Origin of the sequence: Staphylococcus hyicus (assembly GCF_000816085.1) — a bacterium.
In the GTDB taxonomy this organism is placed as follows: Bacteria; Bacillota; Bacilli; order Staphylococcales; family Staphylococcaceae; genus Staphylococcus; species Staphylococcus hyicus.
On sequence record NZ_CP008747.1, the window covers coordinates 815,704 to 838,504 of the forward strand.

The window sequence follows — 22,801 nt, forward strand, 5'->3', positions numbered from 1 at the left end:
GTTTAAGTGTATTGCAAGAAGTTTATAATTAATTATGTAAGTGTGTAAATAGTGGAGGATGTAAATAACATGGATAAAATTATTGTAAAAGGCGGCAATACCCTAAAAGGGGAAGTTCAAGTTGAAGGAGCAAAAAATGCGGTTTTACCAATCATTACTGCATCTTTGCTTGCAAGTAAAGGTAAAAGTGAGCTTATTAATGTGCCAGCTTTGAGTGATGTCGATACAATTAATAATGTCATTAATGTACTTAATGCTAAAGTAAAATACAATGAAAAGAAGCATTCTGTCACAGTAGATGCTTCCAAAGAGTTGAAAGAAGAAGCACCTTATGAGTATGTTAGCAAAATGCGTGCAAGCATCTTAGTAATGGGACCTTTATTGGCACGCCTCGGTAAAGCAAAGGTTGCATTACCAGGTGGATGTGCGATTGGTTCTAGACCTATTGAACAACATTTAAAAGGTTTTGAAGCGTTAGGTGCACAAATTCACCAAGAAGCGGGCTATATTTACGCTGAATGTCCACACGGATTAATTGGAAACGATATTCATTTAGACTTTCCAAGTGTAGGTGCGACTCAAAATATTGTGATGGCTGCATCGTTAGCCAAAGGACGTACAGTGATAGAAAATGTCGCAAGAGAACCTGAAATTGTTGATTTAGCGAATTACATTAATGAAATGGGTGGCGACATAAAAGGTGCTGGCACCGACACAATTATTATTAACGGTGTTGATGCATTAACAGGGGTACAGCATGCGATTATTCCAGACCGTATTGAAGCAGGAACATTTATGATTGCTGCAGCGATTACTCGAGGTGATGTCTTTGTGAAAGGTGCCATACATGAACATATGACAAGTCTCGTGTATAAGCTTGAAGAGATGGGTGTTCAACTGGAATATCAAGAAGATGGTATTCGCGTGACAGCACCAGAACAATTAAATCCAGTTGACATTAAAACATTACCACACCCAGGTTTTCCAACTGATATGCAATCTCAAATGATGGCATTACTTCTTACGGCTGAAGGACATAAAGTGATTACTGAAACGGTATTCGAAAATCGCTTTATGCACGTCGGTGAGTTTAAACGTATGAATGCACAAATTTCAGTAGAAGGCCGCAGTGCTAAAATTGAAGGTAAAAGTGAACTTCAAGGGGCACAAGTAAAAGCGACTGATTTAAGAGCTGCAGCTGCACTTATCTTAGCTGGGTTAGTAGCTAAAGGTGAAACAACTGTGACTGAACTTAAACATTTAGATCGTGGTTATGTAAATTTCCATGGAAAACTAAAAGCTTTAGGTGCAGACATTCAACGAATCAATGCGAAAAAGTAATTTCTTAGCAGCGTGGATGTTTATTCAGCGGTCAATAAGTATTCAGCTCACATTATTTATTTTAATAGCAGTTGTTTTATTTTTTATAGGGTTAATGATAGGATTTTTAATCAATCAAGATAATATTTTAAATGCGCTTAATCCACAATTTTGGGAAGATTTTCAAGCGTTAATTGGAGGCAATTCTTAATGGAAACTATATTCGACTACAATGAAATTAAACAAATTATTCCACATCGTCAGCCATTTTTGCTCATTGATAAAGTGGTTGAGTATGAGCCGGGGCAACGTTGTGTTGGTATTAAGCAGGTTTCAGGTAATGAACCGTTTTTCCAAGGTCACTTCCCTAATTATGCTGTGATGCCAGGGGTATTAATTACAGAAGCACTTGCGCAAACTGGAGCAGTGGCAATGTTAAATAGTGAAGAAAATAAAGGCAAACTTGCGTTATTTGCTGGAATTGATAAGTGCCGCTTTAAAAAACAGGTGGTTCCTGGAGATACTTTAAAACTTGAAGTTGAAATAACAAAAATTAAAGGACCAATCGGTAAAGGATCTGCAGTAGCAACAGTTGATGGTCAAGTTGCCTGTCAATGTGAACTTACTTTCGCTTTGCAAGATCCAAAATAATTCATATTGCGGGACCGTTTTCAAAACGTCCCGCTTTTTTTATCAAGTCAAATACGATGATATAATTTATTTTAATACGTGAAATCAATTTCTTTTAAGTTCAATGTGTTAATAATCAATTTGAGAATATGAAGCATTTTACTTAGTGACAAAACAATACACTTGAGATGAAAAAAACACAAATGGGTTTATAGCCGCATTTGTGTTTTTAATTTGTTTTACGATTGTAATGCAGGGTCATTTAATCTTCTTGGCGTTCATCTTTAAGTTTTGGTTTTGACTGCATCATACGGTTAAATGTTTTTATAAGCGCATCGCCTTCGAGACCTTCGCCAACGAGTTGTTCTAGTAAATTTTCAGCATAAACTTGGCGTAATGTGTAAATATGACATTCAAAAACGATAGAAATGGTTTCTTCAAGCGGGGTAATATGTTTAATTGTTGCATCAAATAGAGCCGGATCATTTGACGGACGTGTGATGACAACTCTTATATCTAATAAGGTTTCTGCATTCATATATGCTTCCATTTCCTCCAAATGAATATCTGAAATTACGATCTCTAACAACCAACCTGTTCCACTATTTTCTTTGTTGATAATTACGCCATCTTTTAATTCATACTCAGTTACAGTGCCGTTTTCCGAAACGATTTGAAAGCGAACGGCTTTAAATGTTTTCATTGATGCAGCCCCCTTAAAACTTTTTCAACTTTACGAAATATGTTCATTTGTAGTTTATTATAACTTAATTCTTAAAAAAATTTCCAAAATCTTTTAAAAAATTGACGATGGTCACGGTTCAAATTTCAAAAAATCCACCTTGATATGGGTTTATAAGATGACGTATGCTATAGCCATAAAGAGAGGAGGTGACAACGATAAACCAGTTTCAAGCCATCGGTATCATTATAAAATCTCCTAATTATTATGATACGAATGACACCCCATTTATCACTCTGACGATTAAAATTGAACGTGATTACAAAAGTAAAAAAGATAAGCCTATTTTTGATTATCTGAATTGTAAAGCTTATGGTACGATTGCTCAAGCGATACATGAAACATGCCATAAAGAAGACCTCATCGCAGTTATAGGACAAATTCAATCACGTAGATATGACTATGAAGGTGAACGGCGGTACACTACAGAATTGGTCATTGCTCAAATAAAACACCTTTCTTCTACCCAATGTTTAAAATAATCTCCTAATCAAAAGTTTAACCATTCCAATGAAAATGTTTTATATTTATTGTGAAATCCATGAACACTCATCAAACATTTTATCTAACACATCTATCTATATCCCTACTTAATGATAAAATATTCAAAAAGGAAGCTTACTCAATCTAAAATGGATAATTAACACTAAAATTAGACAGGTTAAGTTTTTAATAGTTACGTAAAACAAAGTAATGGTGATTCTACACGTACATTATTAACATGTAACCCATTTAAAAAAGCAGTATATTTTTATTACTCATTAGTTAAATAAGGATAATACTCTCCTTTTCAGGTATTCAAAAGCCTTCGAATTTGTGTGTATCACAAATTTTGAAGGCTTATAAAATTGATGAACGTGTGAAAAAATTTAGAACTTTACACTAAAATTGACGGGTTGCTATTTAAGGGTTTTAAGCGATTTATTTAATGAGAATTTTATCTTTTGTAATATTTTAAGAGTTGACACGTCACATGATTAGCGCTTTTTGTAATCTTTTTGTAACATAAATGGTGTTTAATTTAACATTACTGTTATATGATTGAAAAAGACTGGTGCTATATTATTTGTGAACATAACAATTTTTTATACCAATTACTGGAGGATTACTAAATGAAAAAATTACTTTTAGCAACATCAACAGTAGGTTTATTAGCAGCGGCACAATTTGCTACTAATGCTGAAGCAGCAAATCAAGAACACGTTCAATTACAAGAGGGTGTGCATCTTATTCAATGGGGTGACACTTTAAATAAAATTGCTAAAAAATATGATGTAACAGTGGAACAATTAAAAAAATGGAATAACTTAGAGTCTGATCTTATTTTTGCAGGTGAAAAATTATACGTAACTGAAGCAGTGGCAGCCGCACATGGTTATCATGCAACTCAAGAGTTCGTTTTACCAACGGGTTACAACACAACTACATATCACACGACTTCATACAATGAAGCAGCATATTACACAGCACCTACGCAATATACGTCATCACAATCTTATGAAACGTATGATGCACCTATAGCGCAATACACATCTTCATATTCAAATGTTCACACACAAACAACGTCAAGTTATCAAGCACCGAGAACGACTGCTGGTTCAGGGTCTGTATATCAACAATTCATTAATGCTGGCGGTACTGCAGCGATGTGGAATTCTATTGTAATGCCTGAATCTGGTGGTAATCCAAATATTGTAAGTCCAGCTGGATATAGAGGTTTAGGACAAACGAAAGAAGCTTGGGGTACAGGTAGCGTTACTACGCAAACTCAAGGTATGATTAATTACGCAAATTCACGTTACGGTTCTGTAGACCGTGCAATTCAATTCCGATTAGCTAACGGATGGTGGTAAAATATAAACGCATCGACTTTCAATCAGTCGGTGCTTTTTTTATTGCTATTTAAGGCGTGTTTTGTTACGTTTGAAACAAATAATACAAAGACTACTAGGGGAGCCGTATGGCTGAGATGAATTGTATTCAGACCCTTTGAACCTGATATAGTTAACACTAACGTAGGGAAGTAGCGTAGACATTAAATCCTTTTATGATGACTAGGCTACTATTTTAGTAGTCTTTTTTTATTGGAAAGGGGTAAAGATATGTTATTTGCTGAAGAACTTAAGCAAGAAGCACAACCCATTATTGATGCAATTTATACTGATGATTTTATTCAAGGATTGTTAAACGGGACGCTTACAAAAGCGGCCATTAAACATTATTTGAAAGCGGATGCACGCTATTTATTTGAATTTGCCAAAATTTATGCATTATTAATACCAAAGGTGAGTACGGCCAATGAAATTCAGTTCCTAACTGACCAGATTTTATTTGCATCTTCTGGAGAAGTAGAAGCACATCATATTCTCGCAGATTACGTGCATTTATCATATAATGAAATTATTCAAGATGGTGAATGGTACCCTACTGCAGATCACTATATCAAGCACATGTATTTTAATGCGTACCATTTTGATGATATAGCATATACAATTGCGGCGATGGCGCCTTGTCCATATGTTTATCAACAAATTGGGCTGCGTGCCTTACGTGAACACGATTTTTCAGCTAATCATCCGTTTCACGCATGGTTTGCTTTTTATGCAGAAGGTATGGATGATTTAATGCTACATATTGATCATTGGCTAAACCAATGTGCAAAACAAGCCACAGCCGCTGAACGTCAACAATTAAAACGTAATTTTTTAGAAAGCACTGTTCATGAACGTCACTTCTTTAAGATGGCATATACGCAAGAAAAATGGGACTTCAAGGGGGAATACGATGCATAAGCTAAACATTGCATTGACGATTGCTGGTACAGATCCATCAGGGGGGGCTGGTGTCATGGCGGATTTAAAATCATTTCATGCTTGTGGTGTCTATGGTATGGCTGCCATTACGAGTATCGTGGCACAAAATTCTTTAGGTGTACAGCATATTCATAATTTAGAAACGTCATGGCTTGAAGAGCAACTCGACAGTGTTTTTATGGATGACCCTCCACATGCTATAAAAACAGGAATGATTCCTACTTCTGAGATGATGATGTTAATTTCAACTTACATTAAAAAAACTACCATGCCATATGTCATAGATCCGGTAATGGTGGCGAAAAGTGGAGATGCTTTAATGTCTGAACAGGTACGCAGAGAATTAAAAGCAACACTTCTTCCGTTAGCTGATATTGCTACGCCAAATATTCCTGAAGCAGAAGAAATTACGCAAATGACTCTAAACTCAGAATCATCTATTCTTAAAGCAGGACAATTTTTTATAGATGAGATTGGAACGCGAGGTGTCGTATTAAAAGGAGGACATTTAAGTGGTGATGCTACAGATTACCTTATTACGAGGGAAGGTGTCACGACTTTCACACACGAACGTTATCCAACACTTCATACACATGGAACAGGTTGTACATTTTCTGCGGTGATTACTGCAGAATTAGCAAAAGGCAAATCTGTCGTTGATGCGGTATCTAAGGCAAAGGCTTTCATTTCTAAAGCGATTCAACATACTCCTGAAATTGGAAAAGGAAGAGGGCCGGTAAATCATTTTGCTTATCAACAAGAGAAAGGTTGGGATTGAAATGAGTTATTTATCTAAAGTTAAATATACACAACCACTCGTTGTATGTTATACAAATGATGTTGTAAAAAACTTTACAGCGAACGGATTGCTTTCAATTGGAGCAAGTCCAGCGATGAGTGAAGCGCCAGAAGAAGCAAAAGACTTTTTTAAAGTGACAAATGGATTATTAATTAATATTGGAACTTTGACACGTCAAACAGGACAAGATATGTTAGAAATTGCAAAACAAGCAAACGATTTAGGTGTACCTATTGTATTTGACCCTGTAGCGGTAGGTGCTTCTCGTTTTCGGAAGGACTTTTGTAAACAATTTCTAGCACAAGTCGATGTAGATGTTATTAAAGGGAATGCTTCTGAAATATTAACCTTAGTAGATGATCAAACCACTATGAAAGGTACAGATAGTGATTCTGGCATGGACCATATCAAAATCGCATGTGAGGCATACAAAAAATACAATACAGCAATCATTGTAACTGGAGAAAAAGATGTTATTGTTCAAAATCATCAAGTGATAGAGCTATCAAATGGTTCGCCTTTATTGACTAAGATTACAGGTTCGGGTTGCTTATTAGGCGCTGTTGTTGCTTCTTTCTTATTAAGTCAAAAAAAACCGGGTATAGAGGTATTAATTGAAGCTGTTTCGATTTTTAATATTGCGGCAGAACATGCAGAATTGAGTCAAGGAGCAGATTTACCAGGGACATTTTTAGTATCTTTTGTGAATGCTTTAAATCAAGTAGATGAGGCAACTTATCACCAAGAAATCAAAAAGAGAGAAGTGAAAGTAACATGAATTTTAAAAGGGAACAATTGCGTGTTTATTTTATAGCTGGTACTCAAGATGTTAAAAAGGGTACCTTGTACGATATATTGAAAGCGGCACTTGAAGCTGGAATTACGATGTTCCAATTTCGTGAAAAAGGCCCCTCTTCTTTAAAAGGAGAAGCTAAAGAACGTGAAGCGATTGCTTTAATGGAGCTTTGTAATGCCTATCATGTGCCATTTATTGTGAACGATGATGTGGATTTAGCATTGAAGATTGGGGCTGATGGTATTCATGTGGGACAAAATGATGCGAAAATAGATTCATTTATTCATAAAACTGACAATAAAATTATCGGTTTAAGTATAAGTGATTTTCAAGAATATGATGAATCGGATTTAACACATGTTGATTATATTGGGGTTGGACCAGTGTATCAAACTTCTTCAAAAAGAGATGCGAAACAACCGGGTGGCGTGGAAATGATTCGTCGCATGCGTACATATGATGAATCGATTCCAATCGTGGCAATTGGTGGGATTACAGAAGAAAATGTCGCATCACTGAAAAAGAACGGCGCTGATGGTATCGCTACAATTTCATCCATTACACATAGTTCAAATATTGAAAAAACTGTGTCGCGATATTTACAGTATTTTAACTAAATCAGTAATTATTTTTGTTTATGTTTCCACACAATTGAGATGTGTGATAAAATATCATTTATGTGAATATATCTTTAGAGGTGGAAAAATGAAGAACAAAGCGCTATTGGCGACACTATTAGGGGTCGTTCTGTTATTAGCTGGATGTGATTATAGTAAGCCTGAAAACCGTACTGGCTTCTTTTACAACACGTTTGTTTCACCAATGGATCATTTAATCCATTGGTTAGGTGATCATTTAAATAATAATTATGGTTTAGCTATCGTTATTATCGTGTTAGTGGTACGTATCGTATTACTACCATTTATGTTATCGAATTACAAAAACATGCACATGATGCGTGAAAAAATGAAAATTGCAAAACCAGAAATTACGGCAGCACAAGAGAAAGTGAAACGTGCGCGTACGCAAGAAGATAAAATGGCTGCAAATCAAGAAATGATGCAAGTTTACAAAAAATATGATATGAACCCAGTTGCAAGTATGTTAGGATGTCTGCCACTTATTTTGCAAATGCCGATTATCATGGCCTTATTCTTCGTTCTAAAATATCCGTCAGGTGGCGGTATCACAGAATTCTCAGATTTTTTATGGTTCCAATTAGATAAACCTGATATTTGGATTACAATCATCGCCGGTATTTTATATTTTATTCAAGCATATGTTTCAAGTATGCATATGCCTCAAGAACAACGTCAAATGGCAGTGATGATGATGATTATCTCACCAATTATGATTGTGTGGATTTCATTTAGTTCAGCCGCTGCATTAGGATTATATTGGTCAGTATCTGCGGCGTTCTTAGTGGCACAAACTTATGTTGCTAACATTGTCTATGATAAAAAAGCTAAAGAAGAAGTTGCCCCAATGATTCGTAAATTTGAAGAAGAGAACAAAGCGAATAAAAAAACTGGTAAAAACACGCAAGTTGTTTCCAAAAAGAAGAAAAAGTAATGATACAAAATAACCATCCGACCTTTATATGGCAGGATGGTTATTTTTTATACCCATTCTTTAAAAAATTGTTTTAAAAATACTTCTAAAAAGGCATGACGTTCTTGTGCTAAAGCACGACCTTTAGGCGTATTCATTAAATCTTTAAGTTTTAATAGTTTTTCATAAAAATGTTTGACAGCAGAAGGTTGAATCGTATTGAGGTCAATATAAGGTAATTCTGTATACGTAGCTTCGCCGGTCCACATCGGTTCATTGAAATAACCAGCAAATTGAAACGTTCGCGCGATACCTATAGCACCTATTGCATCTAAACGATCTGCATCTTGAACAATTTGTGCTTCTATTGTTTCTAACGGTGTCCCTTCCTTTGATTTACGGTAACTCATATGATTGATAATATACATTATATGTTTTTGTTCCTCTAGAGATACGCCGATATCATTGAGAAATGACGCCAATGTTGAGACGCCTTCTGCATGAGGTAATTTGTCGTCAATTGTGTCGTGTAAAAGGGCAGCCATCTCAATGACAAAAATATTCACGTCATCATAATCTTCTGCAATCAATTTTGCAAGTGTAGTGACACGTCGCACGTGAGCGATATCATGTCCACTTGTATCTTGTTTATGAATGTGTTCCATATAAAGTTGTGCTTGTTGACACTTTGTGGTTGTCATAACCTATCTCCTTATAAAATTGGTGAAAGTAGCTGACTAATAGATTCTTTAAACTTGATAATAAGACTCCGTTTTGCATACCGCTCAGGTGTAAGTACAGAACACTTTTTCAAGTCTTTTTCAAAGCTTTCACGAAGTTGCGATGCAATCCCTTCATTATAAACAAATGCATTGACTTCAAAATTTAATACGAAACTACGATTATCCATGTTTGTTGTCCCTACACTTGTAATTTTATCATCTATTGTTAAGGTTTTCGCATGCAAAAACCCATCTTCATATAAATAAACCTTTGCACCTACGTCTAATAACGATGCGGCATTTTTATATGTTGCCCAATAAACAAAAGGGTGATCTGGTTTATTTGGAATCATCAAATGGACATTAACGCCACCAAGTGCTGCAATTTGTAACGCATCTATAAATGATTGATCTGGTACAAAATATGGTGTTTGAATATATATGTCTTTTTTGGCCATATTGATCATTTTTAAATAGCCATATTTAATTTGTTCCCAGAATTCATCAGGTCCACTTGATGCAATTTGAACGCCGATATTGTCATGATTTTTAAGTTGTACTTGGGGAAAGTATTTCTCATGATGCTCTATATCATGACGAGATGATTGTGAGTTCCAATCTAGAATAAAACGTAGTTGTAATGCATGTACAGCTTCACCTTCAATTCTTAAATGTGTATCTCTCCAATTACCAAATTTCTTAGACAATCCTAAATATTCGTTGCCGACGTTGAATCCACCAACGTAACCAATTTTTCCATCAATCACAACGATTTTACGATGATTACGATTGTTCATACGAAAGTTAATGATAGGTAACTTAGATGGGAAAAACGCTTCAACACGTCCCCCTTTTTGTTTAAAAGCCTTCAAGTCTTTAAACGAAAGTCCTTTAGAGCCAATATCATCATACAACATTTTCACTTCTAGACCTTCTTCTAATTTTTTCTCTAATAATTCTATAATACTTTTACCTAAAGCATCGTTACGAAAGATGTAATATTGAATATGAATATACGATTTCGCATTGAGAATGTCTGCTTTCAGTTGATTGAATTTTTGGTTTCCATCTAGTAAAACATCAATCTTATTTTGATTCGTATAGAAAGCAGCATTGTTATAAAGTAGCCCTCGAATCATAGATTTATAATTTTTTACATGTGGATTATCAGGATCAAAATGATCATTTTTCAAAGCTTCAAGCTGTTGATTGACGAGTTGTGTTAACCCTTTTTGGTCTTTTTCTGATACTTTAAAAATGGATTTACGTTGAATTTGACGGCCGAATAACAAATATAATATGAAACCTAAAATAGGAAATAATGATAAGACTAAAATCCAAGCCCATATAGAACCAGCACTACGACGTTCCATAAAAATAATTGTAAATACGAAAGAGATATTTAACAGAAATAAACCGATAAATATGTAAGTAAATATCATACCGCCATCAATGACGTATGCGTTGCTTAAATCCTCCATTTTAAATCCTCCTTTTTTATTTGAGACTTTAAATAATTATATCATTTATTTATGTAAGAGCGTAAAAATTGCAAATTTGACACATACCCATAAGGGGTATATAATGTGGTTATAAATGATGTTTGGAGGTGTGGCTTATGAATGACCATGCGCATCATTCTGAAGAGATTAAAAAGAACTTAACGTCACGTTTGAATAGAATCGAGGGACAAGTTCGTGCGATAAATCGCATGATTGATGAAGATGTTTATTGTGACGATGTATTGACACAAATTAGAGCAACACGTTCTGCATTAAACAGTGTTGCTACAAAGCTACTCGATTATCACATGAAAGGTTGTATTACAAAGAAAATTGAGGATGGACATGAAACTGAAGCAATGGAAGAATTGTTGGTCACATTTCAAAAGTTAATGAAAGATTAAACGGAGGTTTTTATGCAAATTGATCGTGTGTTTGTAGAGGGATTAGATGAGGAACAACAACGAACAGATTTAACACAACGTTTGAATCATATGATAGGGGTTAAAGGAGTAAGTATAGATGGTCACTTACAATGTGTAACACTTAAATATGAAACGCCAATGAATTTAAATACGTTAGAAAAAGAAATTTACGATGCTGGTTTTAAAGTATTACGAACAGTAAAAGGAGAGATTACGAATGAGTAAACACACTATTAATGTTGAGGGTATGACATGTCAACACTGTAAGGCAGCGGTTGAAGATGCAGTAAAAGAAAATAAAGAAGTATTATCTGTAAATGCGTCTCCTGATGCGAATCAAGTGGAAGTAGAGTTAACTGATGATGGTGCACTTCACGACGTGAAACAACGTATTTATGATGCGGGATATGAAGTGAAATAATTTTTCATTAGCAGTATTTTGGGCATTTTAAGTGAAGTATGTATTTAAAAAAAGGGGGTAGGCGTATGTCTTACCCTCTATCATTTTAGTATGTCATATACCCTATGTGGGTATGGGAGGTCATATCAATGAAAGAAGAGACGTATCAAATTTCAGGCATGCACTGTGCAGCGTGTGCTACACGTATTGAACGTGTACTTAATCGAGAAGAGGCAATTGAAAAAGCCACTGTTAATTTAGTTTTGGAAAAAGCCACTGTTAAGTATGATCCGGAACAAATACAAAGAGACGACATCTTTAAAAAGATTTCTAATATAGGTTTTGAAGCACATCAACTTGAAAAAAACGAACATTCTACTGAAAGAGAAAGTAATGAATTAAAACTACAGAAAAGAAAATTTCTCATCTCTGCTATTTTAGCTTTACCCTTGTTATATACTATGTTTGCACATTTTTCTTTTTTAAGTTTTGTGCCCGTACCTAAACTATTCATGCAGCCATGGTTTCAATTTTTATTAGCAACACCTATACAATTTATTTTGGGTGGACAGTTTTATGTCGGCGCTTGGCGCGCTTTGAAAAATAAAAGTGCGAATATGGACGTGCTGGTCGCAATGGGTACGACTGCCGCCTACGTTTATAGCATATATATCATGCTCACATACCATGGCCACCATGGGCAAATACCACTTTATTTTGAAACAAGTGCAGTACTTATCACACTGATTCTATTAGGGAAATATTTTGAAAAAAGAGCAAAAGGACATGCAAGTGACGCAATAAAAAAACTTGCGGCATTGCAAGTAAAAGATGCTATAGTAGAACATCATGGTGAACCTGTTCGTAAACCTATAGCGCAAGTCAAAGTAGGCGATATTATTCATATTAAAAGTGGTGCATATATCCCTTTAGACGCAGAAATTATTGAAGGCTCGACATCAATCAATGAATCTATGATTACTGGAGAAAGTTTACCTGTAGATAAAACGGTAGGTGACACAGTGATTGGAAGTACACTCAATCAGGTGAATTTTATTAAAGCAAAAGTCACACATGTGGGTGATGATTTAGTTTTAAATCAAATTATAAAAGTCGTAGAGGAAGCGCAAACGAAAAAACCTCAAATTCAACGCTTGGCGGATAAAATATCCAACGTTTTTGTACCGACAGTCGTTGCGATTGCACTGTTCGCATTTTTCATATGGTATGTCGTGCTGACACCATTTGATTTTACGCGGTCACTTGAAATTTTTATTGCTGTTATTGTTATTGCTTGCCCTTGTGCATTAGGTTTAGCGACACCGACGTCTATTATGGTTGGATCGGGACGAGCAGCCGAATCAGGCATACTTTTCAAATCAGCTGAAAGTTTAGAACAAACCCGCCTCATAGACACACTTGTATTTGATAAGACGGGAACGCTTACTCATGGTACACCTGAAGTTGTCGATATTATAGAATTTGAAAAAGTGCCACATATTGGTGACTATATCAAAAGTTTGGAAGCACAATCAGAACACCCTTTATCTCATGCACTTGTATCCTATTATAAAGATGCGAATATAATAAATGTACAGCATTATAAAACGCACATTGGAAATGGGATTTCAGGTGTCATTAATGGCGATGCAATTCGTATCGGATCAATCTCATTTATTGCTACAGAAATCGCATTGACTGATAAAATGTTAAACCAACAACGATATTTAGAATCTAAAGGTGCTACAGTGATAGGGGTTCAAATAAATCAAAGATTAACGATGATGATTGCGTTAAGAGATGAACCTAAAATGAATGTGAAAGCAACGATTGCACAACTATGTCAACGTTATAACGTCATTATGTTAAGTGGTGACAGTCAAACTACAGTGAATGCGATTGCACATGAATTGGGAATTGATCATACATTTGCAAATGTAAAACCTAATGAAAAAGCTAAAGTCATTGAATCTTTGCAACAAAAAGGCCATAAAGTGATGATGGTTGGCGATGGGATTAATGACGCGCCTTCATTAACGCAAAGTGATATTGGTATTGCCATGGGATCCGGAACGGATATTGCCATTGAGTCATCAGATGTAGCATTAGTACACAATCATATTTCTCAAATTCCAGACGTATTAAAATTAAGCGAATTAACTATTAAGAATATTAAACAAAATTTATTTTTTGCTTTTTGCTATAATATAATTGGTATTCCAATTGCTGCGGCTGGATTTCTAGCACCTTGGGTAGCTGGAACTGCCATGGCCTTTAGTTCTGTATCTGTCGTATTGAACGCTTTACGTTTAAAACGTATTCAAAAATAAATTAAAAATTTTCAATTTATTGTAGTCATATGTAATAAAGTAGGGTATGATGAAAGAGAAGTTAGACATATGCGGGGTGATAATATGGCAAAACAGAATGAAAGAATTCAAAATGTGGTCCATATGTTATCATCAATTGGGGTTAAAGTTAAAAAAACAAAATCACGATTGGATATTATGCGATCACTTCCCAATGCAAAACCTGCAACAGAGAAATTAAAATAGCAAAAGCATAACGAAGAGTCACCAAGTGCATAATTTGTGAACGCACGAATTTACGTTATGATCACGATTATGCTTAAATATGTTAATAAAACAGACTAGGATGCCAGTGTCCTAGTCTGTTTTTCTATTATTTAAAAGTATAAGTCAGGTGAGATATTTATAAGGATGAACTGTTCGTAGGTGCATTATATTTTTTAGGTGTATGAAAGTGCATGCTTAAAAGGACACCTACACCGGCCATTAAACTCCATAATGCACTTCCACCATAACTGATAAATGGTAATGGAATACCCGTGATGGGTAACAATTGTATCGTCATACCAATATTTTGCACGATGTGAAAGAGTAACAAACTGACATATCCAATAATGAAGGATTTATTAAATAAGTCCGTTGTGCGCGCTGCGGTTTTCAAAAGATGCATTAACAATAATAAGTAAATGACTATTAAAATAACAGCTCCGATAAAACCGAATTCTTCACCGATAACAGAAAATATAAAGTCCGTATGGTTTTCAGGAATATAAACTTCACCTTGATTGAACCCTTTACCAATCAACTGACCAGAACCGATGGCTTTCATAGATTCTGTTAAATGAAAGCCATCTCCAGAACTATACGTATATGGATCTAACCAAGAGTTGATACGGCCTAATTGATACGTTTTAATGCCAGCAATATTTTCGATTAAGTTAGGTTTATATAAAATTGAGAGAATCAGACTACCACCGAAAACAATGACAACACCAAATAAGGGGGCAAGAATTTTCCATGAAATACCACTCACAACGATAATACCAGCAATAATGGCCATCACCACAAGGGTCGTACCCAAGTCGTTTTGAAGTAATATTAAAAGTAATGGAATGAACGCAACTCCGATGATTTTTAATATAAGCATCAAATCTGTTTCAAGTGACTTGTTAAAAGTAAAACGATTATGCTGTGCCACAACCTTAGATATGGCAAGAATTATTACAATTTTCATGAACTCAGAAGGTTGAATACTTATAGGACCAAAGCGATACCAACTTTTGGCGCCGTTAATAATGGGAGTTATCGACGTTTCAGGTAGTATGATTAATCCTATTAATAAAATGATAAATATTGAATAGATGATAAAAGTATATTTACGTATCTTCTTTGGGGATACAATCATAATCATTATGGCCAAGATGCCACCAAGTATGTAGTAAAAAATTTGTCTAATTCCGAAATCCATACTATATTGACCGCCACCCATTGCAGATTGAATGGTCAAAACACTAATTAAACATAAAATGAAAATAAGCGCGATTAGTTTCCAATCTAAGCGATGTCGTAAAGATTTTTGAGTTTGTTGACGTGAGGAAGCCATAGCTATCTCCTTTACGAAAAGAATATCATGTAGTAATTATATAATGATTGTACAGAACTTCACATCATTTTGCTAACATGAGTTTTGATTCATTTGAAAATGCATGCAATTCTATTCAAACTCATGGTATTATGGAGTTTAGAATACGATTTGGAGGCGTACATATGTCAAAAGAAGCTTTATGTATTATTTACGGCGGTAAAAGTGCCGAACATGATGTGTCTATACTAACTGCACAAAATGTTTTAAATGCTATTGATAAAGAGCAATATCAAATTGACATTATTTATATTACGAATGAAGGTATTTGGAGAAAAAAAGATAACATTACCGAAGTAATTACTGATTTAAATACTTTACATTTAGATGCGTCATTAGAAGGCGAAATTTCATCAATGTTAACATGTAGTAGTCAAGGCGGCCGTTATGACGTTGTCTTTCCATTATTACACGGGCCAAATGGTGAAGATGGAACGATTCAAGGATTATTTGAAGTGCTTGACCTTCCGTATGTTGGGAATGGTGTCCTAGCAGCTTCAAGTTCGATGGATAAACTTGTTATGAAACAATTATTTGCGCAACGTGGATTACCACAACTGCCATATGTGAGTTTTTTGCGTAGTGAATATGAAAAATATCAACACAATATACTTAAGCTTGTTCAAGATAAGTTAAAATTCCCGGTGTTTGTTAAACCAGCCAATTTAGGTTCAAGTGTTGGAATAAGCAAATGTGAAAATGAATCAGATTTAATAAAAGGGATTGAAGAGGCGTTTCAATTTGATCGTAAGCTTGTCATTGAGCAAGGTGTAAATGCGAGAGAAATAGAAGTAGCTGTTCTTGGCAATGATTATCCTGAGACAACTTGGCCAGGCGAAGTGATTAAAGATGTTGCATTTTATGACTATAAATCTAAATATAAAGACGGTAAAGTTCAATTGTCTATTCCGGCTGATTTAGATGAAGACGTTCAAATGACGTTACGCAATATGGCAGTTGAAGCGTTTAAAGCGACAGACTGTTCAGGTATACTTCGTGCTGATTTCTTTGTTACTGATGATGATCAAATTTACATTAATGAAACGAATGCGATGCCAGGTTTTACAGCATACAGCATGTATCCGAAATTATGGGAAAACATGGGCGTTTCTTATGCAGAATTAATTACCAAACTGATTACACTAGCGAAAGAACGTCACCAAGATAAACAAAAAAATAAGCACAAAATTGATTAGAAGGTGACACGATGATTGACATAAGCTTACAACAACTTAAAACGTGGATTGATTGTGAAATCGATGCGCAATTTTTAAAACATAAGTTTAAAGGTGTTTCGATTGACTCTCGACACGTGCAGCCGGGACAACTTTTTATCCCGTTTAGAGGTGAAAATGTCGATGGACATCAATATTGTGAACAAGCCCTCGCGGATGGGGCTGGCGCAACGTTTTTTCAAATAGGTAGTAATATAAATGTCCCTCAAAATGGGCCCGTTATTTTTGTAAAGGACACATTAGTAGCGTTACAACAATTGGCGAAAGCATATTTACAAGAAGTTAATCCAAAAGTTATAGCCGTTACAGGATCTAACGGTAAAACGACGACTAAAGATATGATTGAAAATACGTTATCCGCAAATTACCGCGTAAAAAAAACAATCGGGAATTATAATAATGAAATTGGTTTACCATTAACGATTTTAGAGTTAGACCACGATACGGAAGTTTCTATACTTGAAATGGGAATGTCAGGTTTTCATGAAATAGAATTGTTATCTAATATCGCGAGACCAGATTTTGCTGTTATTACAAACATTGGAGAATCCCATATGCAAGATTTAGGGTCACGAGAGGGCATTGCTCAAGCGAAATTTGAAATCGTTTCTGGTATGAAGTCTCAAGGTAAACTTATATATGACGGGGACGAGCCATTACTTCAACCACATGTTGATACTTTAGATGAGTCACAATGTATAAGTATTGGTTTGAATCGAAATAATAACGTTTGTTGTAAAATTACTTCGCATGACGATAATGGTGTTTCATTTTCAATTAATAATGAACAGGAATACCATATACCAATCATTGGTGAACATAATATGCGTAATGCAGCCATTGCCATTACGATTGCAACATTGTTAAATGTTGATTACGAAACAATTCAAACACAACTAAATCACTTAAAACTCACAGGAATGCGTATGCAAAAATTTGAAGCGCCGAATGGTGCGATTGTTATTAATGATGCGTATAATGCAAGTCCTACAAGTATGAAGGCGGCAATTGATACGCTGAGCCAGATGACTGGAAGAAAAGTATTGATTTTTGGTGATGTATTAGAATTAGGGGAGCAGTCTAAAGCGCTTCATATGGGTGTAGGACATTATTTAGAGGATAAAAATATAGATATGCTCTATACGTATGGTGAAGCGGCACGTGATATCCATGAAAAGGGTAAACGATATGTACATGAAGCGATACATTTCAGTGATAAATCACAACTGATTAAATATGTTAAATCAATGTTAGTCTCACATGACGTAGTGCTGATTAAAGGGTCCCGTGGTATGAAATTAGAAGAAGTTGTCGACGGACTAATTACTATGGATGTAAAATAAACAGTATACAATAACATGACATCTGAACGTCTAAAATGACAGAAGGATGTCATGTTTTTATGTGATTGATTAGAGTTGAGAATAAATGAAGTTGAAACGTCTTGATTTAGCTAAAAATCATGTGTAAGTCTCTATAACTATAAAGGATAATTTATTAAAATGATGTATTTTAAAAGTAAATTTAATGCAATATCGTTGTGATGAGTTGAGATTGGTTTATTGCGCATTTGGTTTACAGGTGTTAATATGGAGAAGTTGGAAAAATCATTATTGAGATAAATTATGAGAAAAAACATTCCAAAAAAGGAGAATGACTTTGCAAAATTTTACAAGCTTAGGTGTTTCAGAGAGAACAGCTGAAACATTAGAGTCGATGGGATTTACGGAACCTACACCGATACAAAAGGATAGCATTCCATCCGCTCTTAAAAATTTAGATATTTTGGGCCAAGCACAAACTGGTACAGGAAAAACAGGTGCTTTTGGTATCCCATTAATAGAAAAAGTAGTGGGCCAAGAAGGCGTGCGCGCACTTATTTTGGCACCAACACGTGAACTTGCAATGCAAGTAGCAGAACAATTACGTGAATTCAGTCGCGGACAAAAAGTACAAGTTGTGACGGTATTTGGCGGCATGCCAATCGATCGTCAAATTAAATCTTTAAAACGAGGGCCACAAATTGTTGTAGGTACACCTGGTCGTGTCATCGATCACTTGAATCGTCGTACGCTTAAAACACAAGATATTGAGACATTAATTTTAGATGAAGCAGATGAAATGATGAACATGGGCTTTATCGATGATATGCGTTACATTATGGATAAATTACCATCTGATAACCGTCAAACAATGCTTTTCTCGGCAACAATGCCTAGAGCAATTCAAGAACTTGTTCAAAAATTTATGAAATCGCCACAAATCATCAAGACAATGAACAACGAATTGTCGGACCCTCAAATTGATGAATACTACACAATCGTGAAGGAACTTGAAAAATTTGATACATTCACGAATTTCTTAGATGTACACCAACCAGAACTTGCCATCGTATTTGGTCGTACGAAACGTCGTGTGGATGAATTAACAAGTGCACTTTTATCTAAAGGATATAAAGCAGAAGGACTACACGGAGATATTACACAAGCGAAACGTTTAGAAGTTTTGAAAAAATTCAAAAATGATCAAATCGATATTTTAGTGGCTACAGATGTTGCTGCACGTGGTTTAGACATTTCAGGTGTCAGCCATGTTTATAACTTCGACATTCCACAAGATACTGAAAGTTATACACATCGTATCGGTCGTACAGGCCGCGCAGGAAAACAAGGTATGGCTGTTACATTTGTAAACCCTATTGAAATGGACTACATTCGCCAAATTGAACAAGCCAATCGTCGACAAATGAGTGCATTACGTCCACCGCATCGTAAAGAAGTGTTACGTGCACGTGAAGAAGAAATTAAGTCTAAAGTGGAAAATTGGATGGCAGCGACGAAAGAACCGCGCGTTGAAAGCATTGCCCACCAATTACTTGAAGTTTACGATCATTCTGATTTGGTAACTGCACTTTTACAAGAACTTGTAGAGTCAAATGATGAAGTTGAAGTACAACTAACATTTGAAAAACCACTTGCTCGTAAAAACCGTCAACCTAAAGGTAATCGTAAAGGCGGCGGCGGCAAACGTCATGCGAAATCAAGACGTAGTAACAAATCAGGTTTCAACAAAAAAGGAAATGCACATAAAGATAAACGAGAATCTAAAGTGAAAAAAGGGCGTACATTCGCTGATCACCAAAAATAATGTGTGCTTAAATTTCTCCTAACTTGAATCCATTCAATTGTTAAAGATAGCATTAATTTATATAACGAGTGGCTGAGACGAATAGATGTCTCAGCCATTTTTGTTTTTTATTAAGAAGGAAGAATGTTTGAGTGATTTATTGTTCGATTTACACTTTTAACATGCCGAGTAATAATGCTGCTTTAGTAGATTTATACGATAAATATTCACTGCAATTTAAATATTAACGTATGCTATAATCATAATAATATTTGAAAAAGGGGAAATGTATGTTGAAAGCATTGATGCTAAAACCTTCTAAAACTACACTAGTTTATAACATTATAAGCAATGTCCTTCAAATGGTATACGAGATTTGTATTTTATCTATACTGCTGTATTTAGCGTACTTATTTACATGGCATATATTATGGGTATATGTCATCATCATATGCTTAATTTTAAATATAATCATGCGTACAGTTTATCCAATCATTTCTTTCCATTTTTATACATATCGCATACAAAATACAGTTATCGAAATTCACAAAAATGTGTGGTTTCAACACTATCAAGCCATTAAAGTGGAGCGGATTCAATTTATAGAAAGTGTTGCCAATCCTTTAGCGAGATTTTACAAACTAAAAAAATTAAAAATTACAACGGCTGGTCATGAGATTGCATTACCTTATTTAACTGAGACTCAAACGAATGATATAGCGAATTTTTGTATGACTGTTTTAGAAAGGGGGGAGGATGATGTATAATCCTCAAAAATTACATCCCATTTCATATATCACCGGTTTAATAGAGGCTATAAAACAAAATATTTTTGTTTTTATTATTTTTATTTTCTTTCAACTTAAAAGTTTTAATTGGTACGATATTTGGAGTTATGTTGTACCGGGTATCATTTTTTCTTTCTTTTTAATTAGTTTTTGTATAAACATTGTGCGGGTATATAAAACGCGCTATTGGATTGAAGACGGTTATTTTATTGTCACGACAGGTGTTTTTAATTTGGAACGAAAGGAATTACACATCAAACGGATTCAGTCCGTCGATGCAAATCAATCCGTTGTCAATCGAATTATTGGTGGAGTGAATTTACAGCTCAAAACCCCTAGCGACAGTATTGAATTGGATACAATCACAAAACAACAAAGTGAACGTATACGTGAAGAAGTCGAAAAAGTAAAAGGGCAATTCTCTAAAATAGTTCAAAATCAAGATGATAAAGGAGAACCGGTATACACAGAACAACGTGAGGAAGATGTCCTTTATACATTATCAAATAAAAATTTATTGTATATGGCTATGACGAGTGGTGCAATTCTTGTGACTTTAGCAACAGTAGCCCCCATAATTGGTACATTCCAAAATGTCATTAACTGGAAATGGTTGTTTGGAAGTGTGAATCATGTGTTTAGCCACCAAGTTTATGCTGTAATGATTGGTGCGAGTGCTATTATCGTTTTAAGCTATATTATCGGTGTGATAATCACGATGATTAAATTTTATGGGTTTACGCTACATCGCCGTGATGATTATTTACATATAAAATTTGGATTGCTCAATATTCGACGCATGACAATTCCTATTACGCGAGTTCAAGCAGTGGTAGAAGATCGTTCTTTTATAAGAACATTTTTGGGTTATACGGCATATGCATTTATTATTACGAGCGATCATACTCACAAAGAGGATGAACATTCAAATGGTAAAGTGATGATTTTACCATTTATTGAACATCGATTAGCACAACAAATCATTTCAGATATAACACCACACCTTCAATTTAATCATGTCACAACTGGTTTGCCATGGAGGGGCTTTCATCGCCGTTTTTGGATAGTTAGTGTATGTCTTATGTTTGGTGCAATGCTTGGTCATGTCTACTATAGTCCATGGGTTTGGTTACCTACAATGATAATTGTGGGGTATTTAATCCTTCATAGTTATATAGCGATTCGTGCCTCCGGTGTCGTAATCCATGACGCTCAAATGGCTATAAAGCAAGTGAGAATGTTTGGTTATCGCACTTCATATTTTAAACGTGAAAAGGTGATTGGTTACCATCAAAATGCGCATCCGTTGATGCAAAAAGCAAACTTGAGTCATTTTTCGTTTTTACTAGCTAAAGGGGATACGAACGAGGCGATTGGCTTGCATTTTCAGGATATAAAGGCAGTCACAAATTATCGTAGGTGGTATATTAACGGGGGTGAACATGATGAAAACAATGCATAAACTAGGCTTACGTGTGCTGTATATAAGAGGCATACTATATACGTGTCTGGGCATGCTTTTTGCGATAGGCTTCACATTGAGCGCATATTTTTTAGAATGGAAGGCGTTCAAAGTTGTACTGGCAGTAAGCATTGGGATTACCATATTTTTAGCATTGTATTTTATAATTGTGGCGCCACGCTATCGTTATACAATATTTAAATATCAATATGACGCACGTAAAATATTTATTCAAAAAGGATTGTTTTTTATCAAACAAACGCGCGTGCCACTTTATCGCATTCAAAATGTTGAAATAGAGGAAGGATGGTTGATGCGTCGATATCATCTTGCGAATATTTTAATGTATACGGCCGGGGGATTAGTTTCTGTTAAACTCATTCATAAAAATGAAGCACAAAAATTAAATGCTTTTATTAGACAACATGGTATGATTGAGAAGAATGATTCAAATAGCGAGACTATATTTGAACATAAGGAGAATGAACCTATATAACTTGATGTATAGTCATTCTAAAGCCCAATGATAATAAATAAGA

At 35.1% G+C, this 22,801-nt stretch carries 25 protein-coding genes and 1 riboswitch; of the genes, 21 read left to right on the plus strand and 4 right to left on the minus strand.

The genetic code is table 11. From position 1 onward, the window contains the following. Nucleotides 1-69: 69 nt before the first annotated feature. The 3 genes from murA to fabZ are packed head-to-tail and all read left to right on the plus strand — an operon-like array spanning nt 70 to nt 1,971. Nucleotides 70-1,341 (plus strand): UDP-N-acetylglucosamine 1-carboxyvinyltransferase, encoded by a 1,272-nt coding sequence (murA, locus tag SHYC_RS03695; RefSeq protein ID WP_039644632.1) that lies wholly within the window; start codon nt 70-72, stop codon nt 1,339-1,341. Continuing rightward, entirely contained in the window at nt 1,328-1,531 is a 204-nt protein-coding gene (locus SHYC_RS03700) for a DNA-directed RNA polymerase subunit beta (RefSeq protein ID WP_039644634.1), read from the plus strand. Before murA ends, SHYC_RS03700 begins: the two co-directional genes overlap by 14 nt. Next, on the plus strand, nt 1,531-1,971 hold the full coding sequence (gene fabZ, locus SHYC_RS03705) for a 3-hydroxyacyl-ACP dehydratase FabZ (RefSeq protein WP_039644636.1): 441 nt from the start codon (nt 1,531-1,533) through the stop codon (nt 1,969-1,971). The genes SHYC_RS03700 and fabZ overlap by 1 nt, the downstream gene beginning before the upstream one ends. Before the next feature lie 241 nt (nt 1,972-2,212). Here fabZ and SHYC_RS03710 read toward each other — a convergent pair whose 3' ends face one another. Then, nucleotides 2,213-2,653: a YwpF-like family protein gene (locus SHYC_RS03710; RefSeq protein ID WP_039644638.1), complete on the minus strand. Its 441-nt coding sequence runs from the start codon at nt 2,651-2,653 to the stop codon at nt 2,213-2,215. Nucleotides 2,654-2,841: 188 nt separating this feature from the next. On the opposite strand from SHYC_RS03710, the gene SHYC_RS03715 reads away from it, so the two are divergent. The 7 genes from SHYC_RS03715 to yidC all read left to right on the plus strand — a co-directional run bounded on the left by SHYC_RS03715 (nt 2,842) and on the right by yidC (nt 8,672). Continuing rightward, on the plus strand, nt 2,842-3,174 hold the full coding sequence (locus SHYC_RS03715; RefSeq protein WP_039644639.1) for a single-stranded DNA-binding protein: 333 nt from the start codon (nt 2,842-2,844) through the stop codon (nt 3,172-3,174). A 630-nt stretch (nt 3,175-3,804) separates the two neighbouring features. Then, on the plus strand, nt 3,805-4,545 hold the full coding sequence (locus tag SHYC_RS03720; protein ID WP_039644642.1) for a LysM peptidoglycan-binding domain-containing protein: 741 nt from the start codon (nt 3,805-3,807) through the stop codon (nt 4,543-4,545). 86 nt (nt 4,546-4,631) lie between these two features. Further along, a riboswitch (TPP riboswitch) is annotated at nt 4,632-4,731 on the plus strand. A 63-nt stretch (nt 4,732-4,794) separates the two neighbouring features. Further along, nucleotides 4,795-5,484: a thiaminase II gene (tenA, locus tag SHYC_RS03725; RefSeq protein ID WP_039644644.1), complete on the plus strand. Its 690-nt coding sequence runs from the start codon at nt 4,795-4,797 to the stop codon at nt 5,482-5,484. After that, complete coding sequence (gene thiD / locus SHYC_RS03730) at nt 5,477-6,283, plus strand: bifunctional hydroxymethylpyrimidine kinase/phosphomethylpyrimidine kinase (RefSeq protein ID WP_039644646.1); 807 nt, start codon at nt 5,477-5,479, stop codon at nt 6,281-6,283. The genes tenA and thiD overlap by 8 nt, the downstream gene beginning before the upstream one ends. Nucleotide 6,284: 1 nt before the next feature. Then, nucleotides 6,285-7,082 (plus strand): hydroxyethylthiazole kinase, encoded by a 798-nt coding sequence (gene thiM / locus SHYC_RS03735; protein ID WP_039644648.1) that lies wholly within the window; start codon nt 6,285-6,287, stop codon nt 7,080-7,082. Next, complete coding sequence (thiE, locus tag SHYC_RS03740) at nt 7,079-7,717, plus strand: thiamine phosphate synthase (protein ID WP_039644650.1); 639 nt, start codon at nt 7,079-7,081, stop codon at nt 7,715-7,717. Before thiM ends, thiE begins: the two co-directional genes overlap by 4 nt. 88 nt (nt 7,718-7,805) lie before the next feature. Beyond that, nucleotides 7,806-8,672, plus strand: coding sequence for a membrane protein insertase YidC (gene yidC, locus SHYC_RS03745; protein WP_039644652.1), 867 nt, complete (start codon nt 7,806-7,808; stop codon nt 8,670-8,672). Nucleotides 8,673-8,719: 47 nt separating this feature from the next. On the opposite strand, the gene SHYC_RS03750 is transcribed toward yidC, so the two are convergent. Both SHYC_RS03750 and cls read right to left on the minus strand, forming a co-directional pair. Continuing rightward, nucleotides 8,720-9,352: an HD domain-containing protein gene (locus tag SHYC_RS03750; RefSeq protein ID WP_039644653.1), complete on the minus strand. Its 633-nt coding sequence runs from the start codon at nt 9,350-9,352 to the stop codon at nt 8,720-8,722. Nucleotides 9,353-9,363: 11 nt separating this feature from the next. After that, a complete protein-coding gene (gene cls, locus SHYC_RS03755; RefSeq protein WP_039644655.1) occupies nt 9,364-10,854 on the minus strand; it encodes a cardiolipin synthase in 1,491 nt (496 codons plus the stop codon). A gap of 137 nt (nt 10,855-10,991) precedes the next feature. On the opposite strand from cls, the gene csoR reads away from it, so the two are divergent. From csoR to SHYC_RS12335, 5 genes are all read left to right on the plus strand, one after another. Continuing rightward, complete coding sequence (gene csoR / locus SHYC_RS03760) at nt 10,992-11,279, plus strand: copper-sensing transcriptional repressor CsoR (RefSeq protein ID WP_039644657.1); 288 nt, start codon at nt 10,992-10,994, stop codon at nt 11,277-11,279. Nucleotides 11,280-11,291: 12 nt separating this feature from the next. Then, the gene (csoZ, locus tag SHYC_RS03765) at nt 11,292-11,525 is read left to right on the plus strand and encodes a putative copper chaperone CsoZ (protein WP_039644659.1); all 234 of its coding nucleotides are present in this window, start codon (nt 11,292-11,294) and stop codon (nt 11,523-11,525) included. Next, complete coding sequence (locus SHYC_RS03770; protein ID WP_039644660.1) at nt 11,518-11,721, plus strand: heavy-metal-associated domain-containing protein; 204 nt, start codon at nt 11,518-11,520, stop codon at nt 11,719-11,721. Before csoZ ends, SHYC_RS03770 begins: the two co-directional genes overlap by 8 nt. 128 nt (nt 11,722-11,849) lie before the next feature. Next, entirely contained in the window at nt 11,850-14,030 is a 2,181-nt protein-coding gene (locus SHYC_RS03775) for a heavy metal translocating P-type ATPase (protein ID WP_039644662.1), read from the plus strand. Nucleotides 14,031-14,114: 84 nt separating this feature from the next. After that, complete coding sequence (locus SHYC_RS12335; RefSeq protein ID WP_086375151.1) at nt 14,115-14,255, plus strand: Lmo0850 family protein; 141 nt, start codon at nt 14,115-14,117, stop codon at nt 14,253-14,255. Nucleotides 14,256-14,412: 157 nt separating this feature from the next. Here the strand turns inward: SHYC_RS12335 and SHYC_RS03780 are convergent, their stop codons facing one another. Continuing rightward, entirely contained in the window at nt 14,413-15,612 is a 1,200-nt protein-coding gene (locus SHYC_RS03780) for an FtsW/RodA/SpoVE family cell cycle protein (RefSeq protein WP_039644664.1), read from the minus strand. 164 nt (nt 15,613-15,776) lie between these two features. Here SHYC_RS03780 and SHYC_RS03785 point away from each other — a divergent pair, with 164 nt between their 5' ends. The 6 genes from SHYC_RS03785 to SHYC_RS03810 all read left to right on the plus strand — a co-directional run bounded on the left by SHYC_RS03785 (nt 15,777) and on the right by SHYC_RS03810 (nt 22,758). Beyond that, nucleotides 15,777-16,847, plus strand: coding sequence for a D-alanine--D-alanine ligase (locus tag SHYC_RS03785; RefSeq protein ID WP_039644666.1), 1,071 nt, complete (start codon nt 15,777-15,779; stop codon nt 16,845-16,847). A gap of 11 nt (nt 16,848-16,858) precedes the next feature. Further along, nucleotides 16,859-18,229, plus strand: coding sequence for a UDP-N-acetylmuramoyl-tripeptide--D-alanyl-D-alanine ligase (locus SHYC_RS03790; protein WP_039644668.1), 1,371 nt, complete (start codon nt 16,859-16,861; stop codon nt 18,227-18,229). Nucleotides 18,230-18,545: 316 nt separating this feature from the next. Next, nucleotides 18,546-20,033 (plus strand): degradosome RNA helicase CshA, encoded by a 1,488-nt coding sequence (gene cshA, locus SHYC_RS03795; protein WP_039644670.1) that lies wholly within the window; start codon nt 18,546-18,548, stop codon nt 20,031-20,033. A gap of 269 nt (nt 20,034-20,302) precedes the next feature. Beyond that, nucleotides 20,303-20,779, plus strand: coding sequence for a PH domain-containing protein (locus tag SHYC_RS11815; protein ID WP_052257801.1), 477 nt, complete (start codon nt 20,303-20,305; stop codon nt 20,777-20,779). Further along, the gene (locus SHYC_RS03805) at nt 20,772-22,262 is read left to right on the plus strand and encodes a PH domain-containing protein (RefSeq protein WP_039644671.1); all 1,491 of its coding nucleotides are present in this window, start codon (nt 20,772-20,774) and stop codon (nt 22,260-22,262) included. Before SHYC_RS11815 ends, SHYC_RS03805 begins: the two co-directional genes overlap by 8 nt. After that, a complete protein-coding gene (locus tag SHYC_RS03810; protein WP_082021528.1) occupies nt 22,243-22,758 on the plus strand; it encodes a PH domain-containing protein in 516 nt (171 codons plus the stop codon). The genes SHYC_RS03805 and SHYC_RS03810 overlap by 20 nt, the downstream gene beginning before the upstream one ends. Nucleotides 22,759-22,801: the final 43 nt, after the last annotated feature.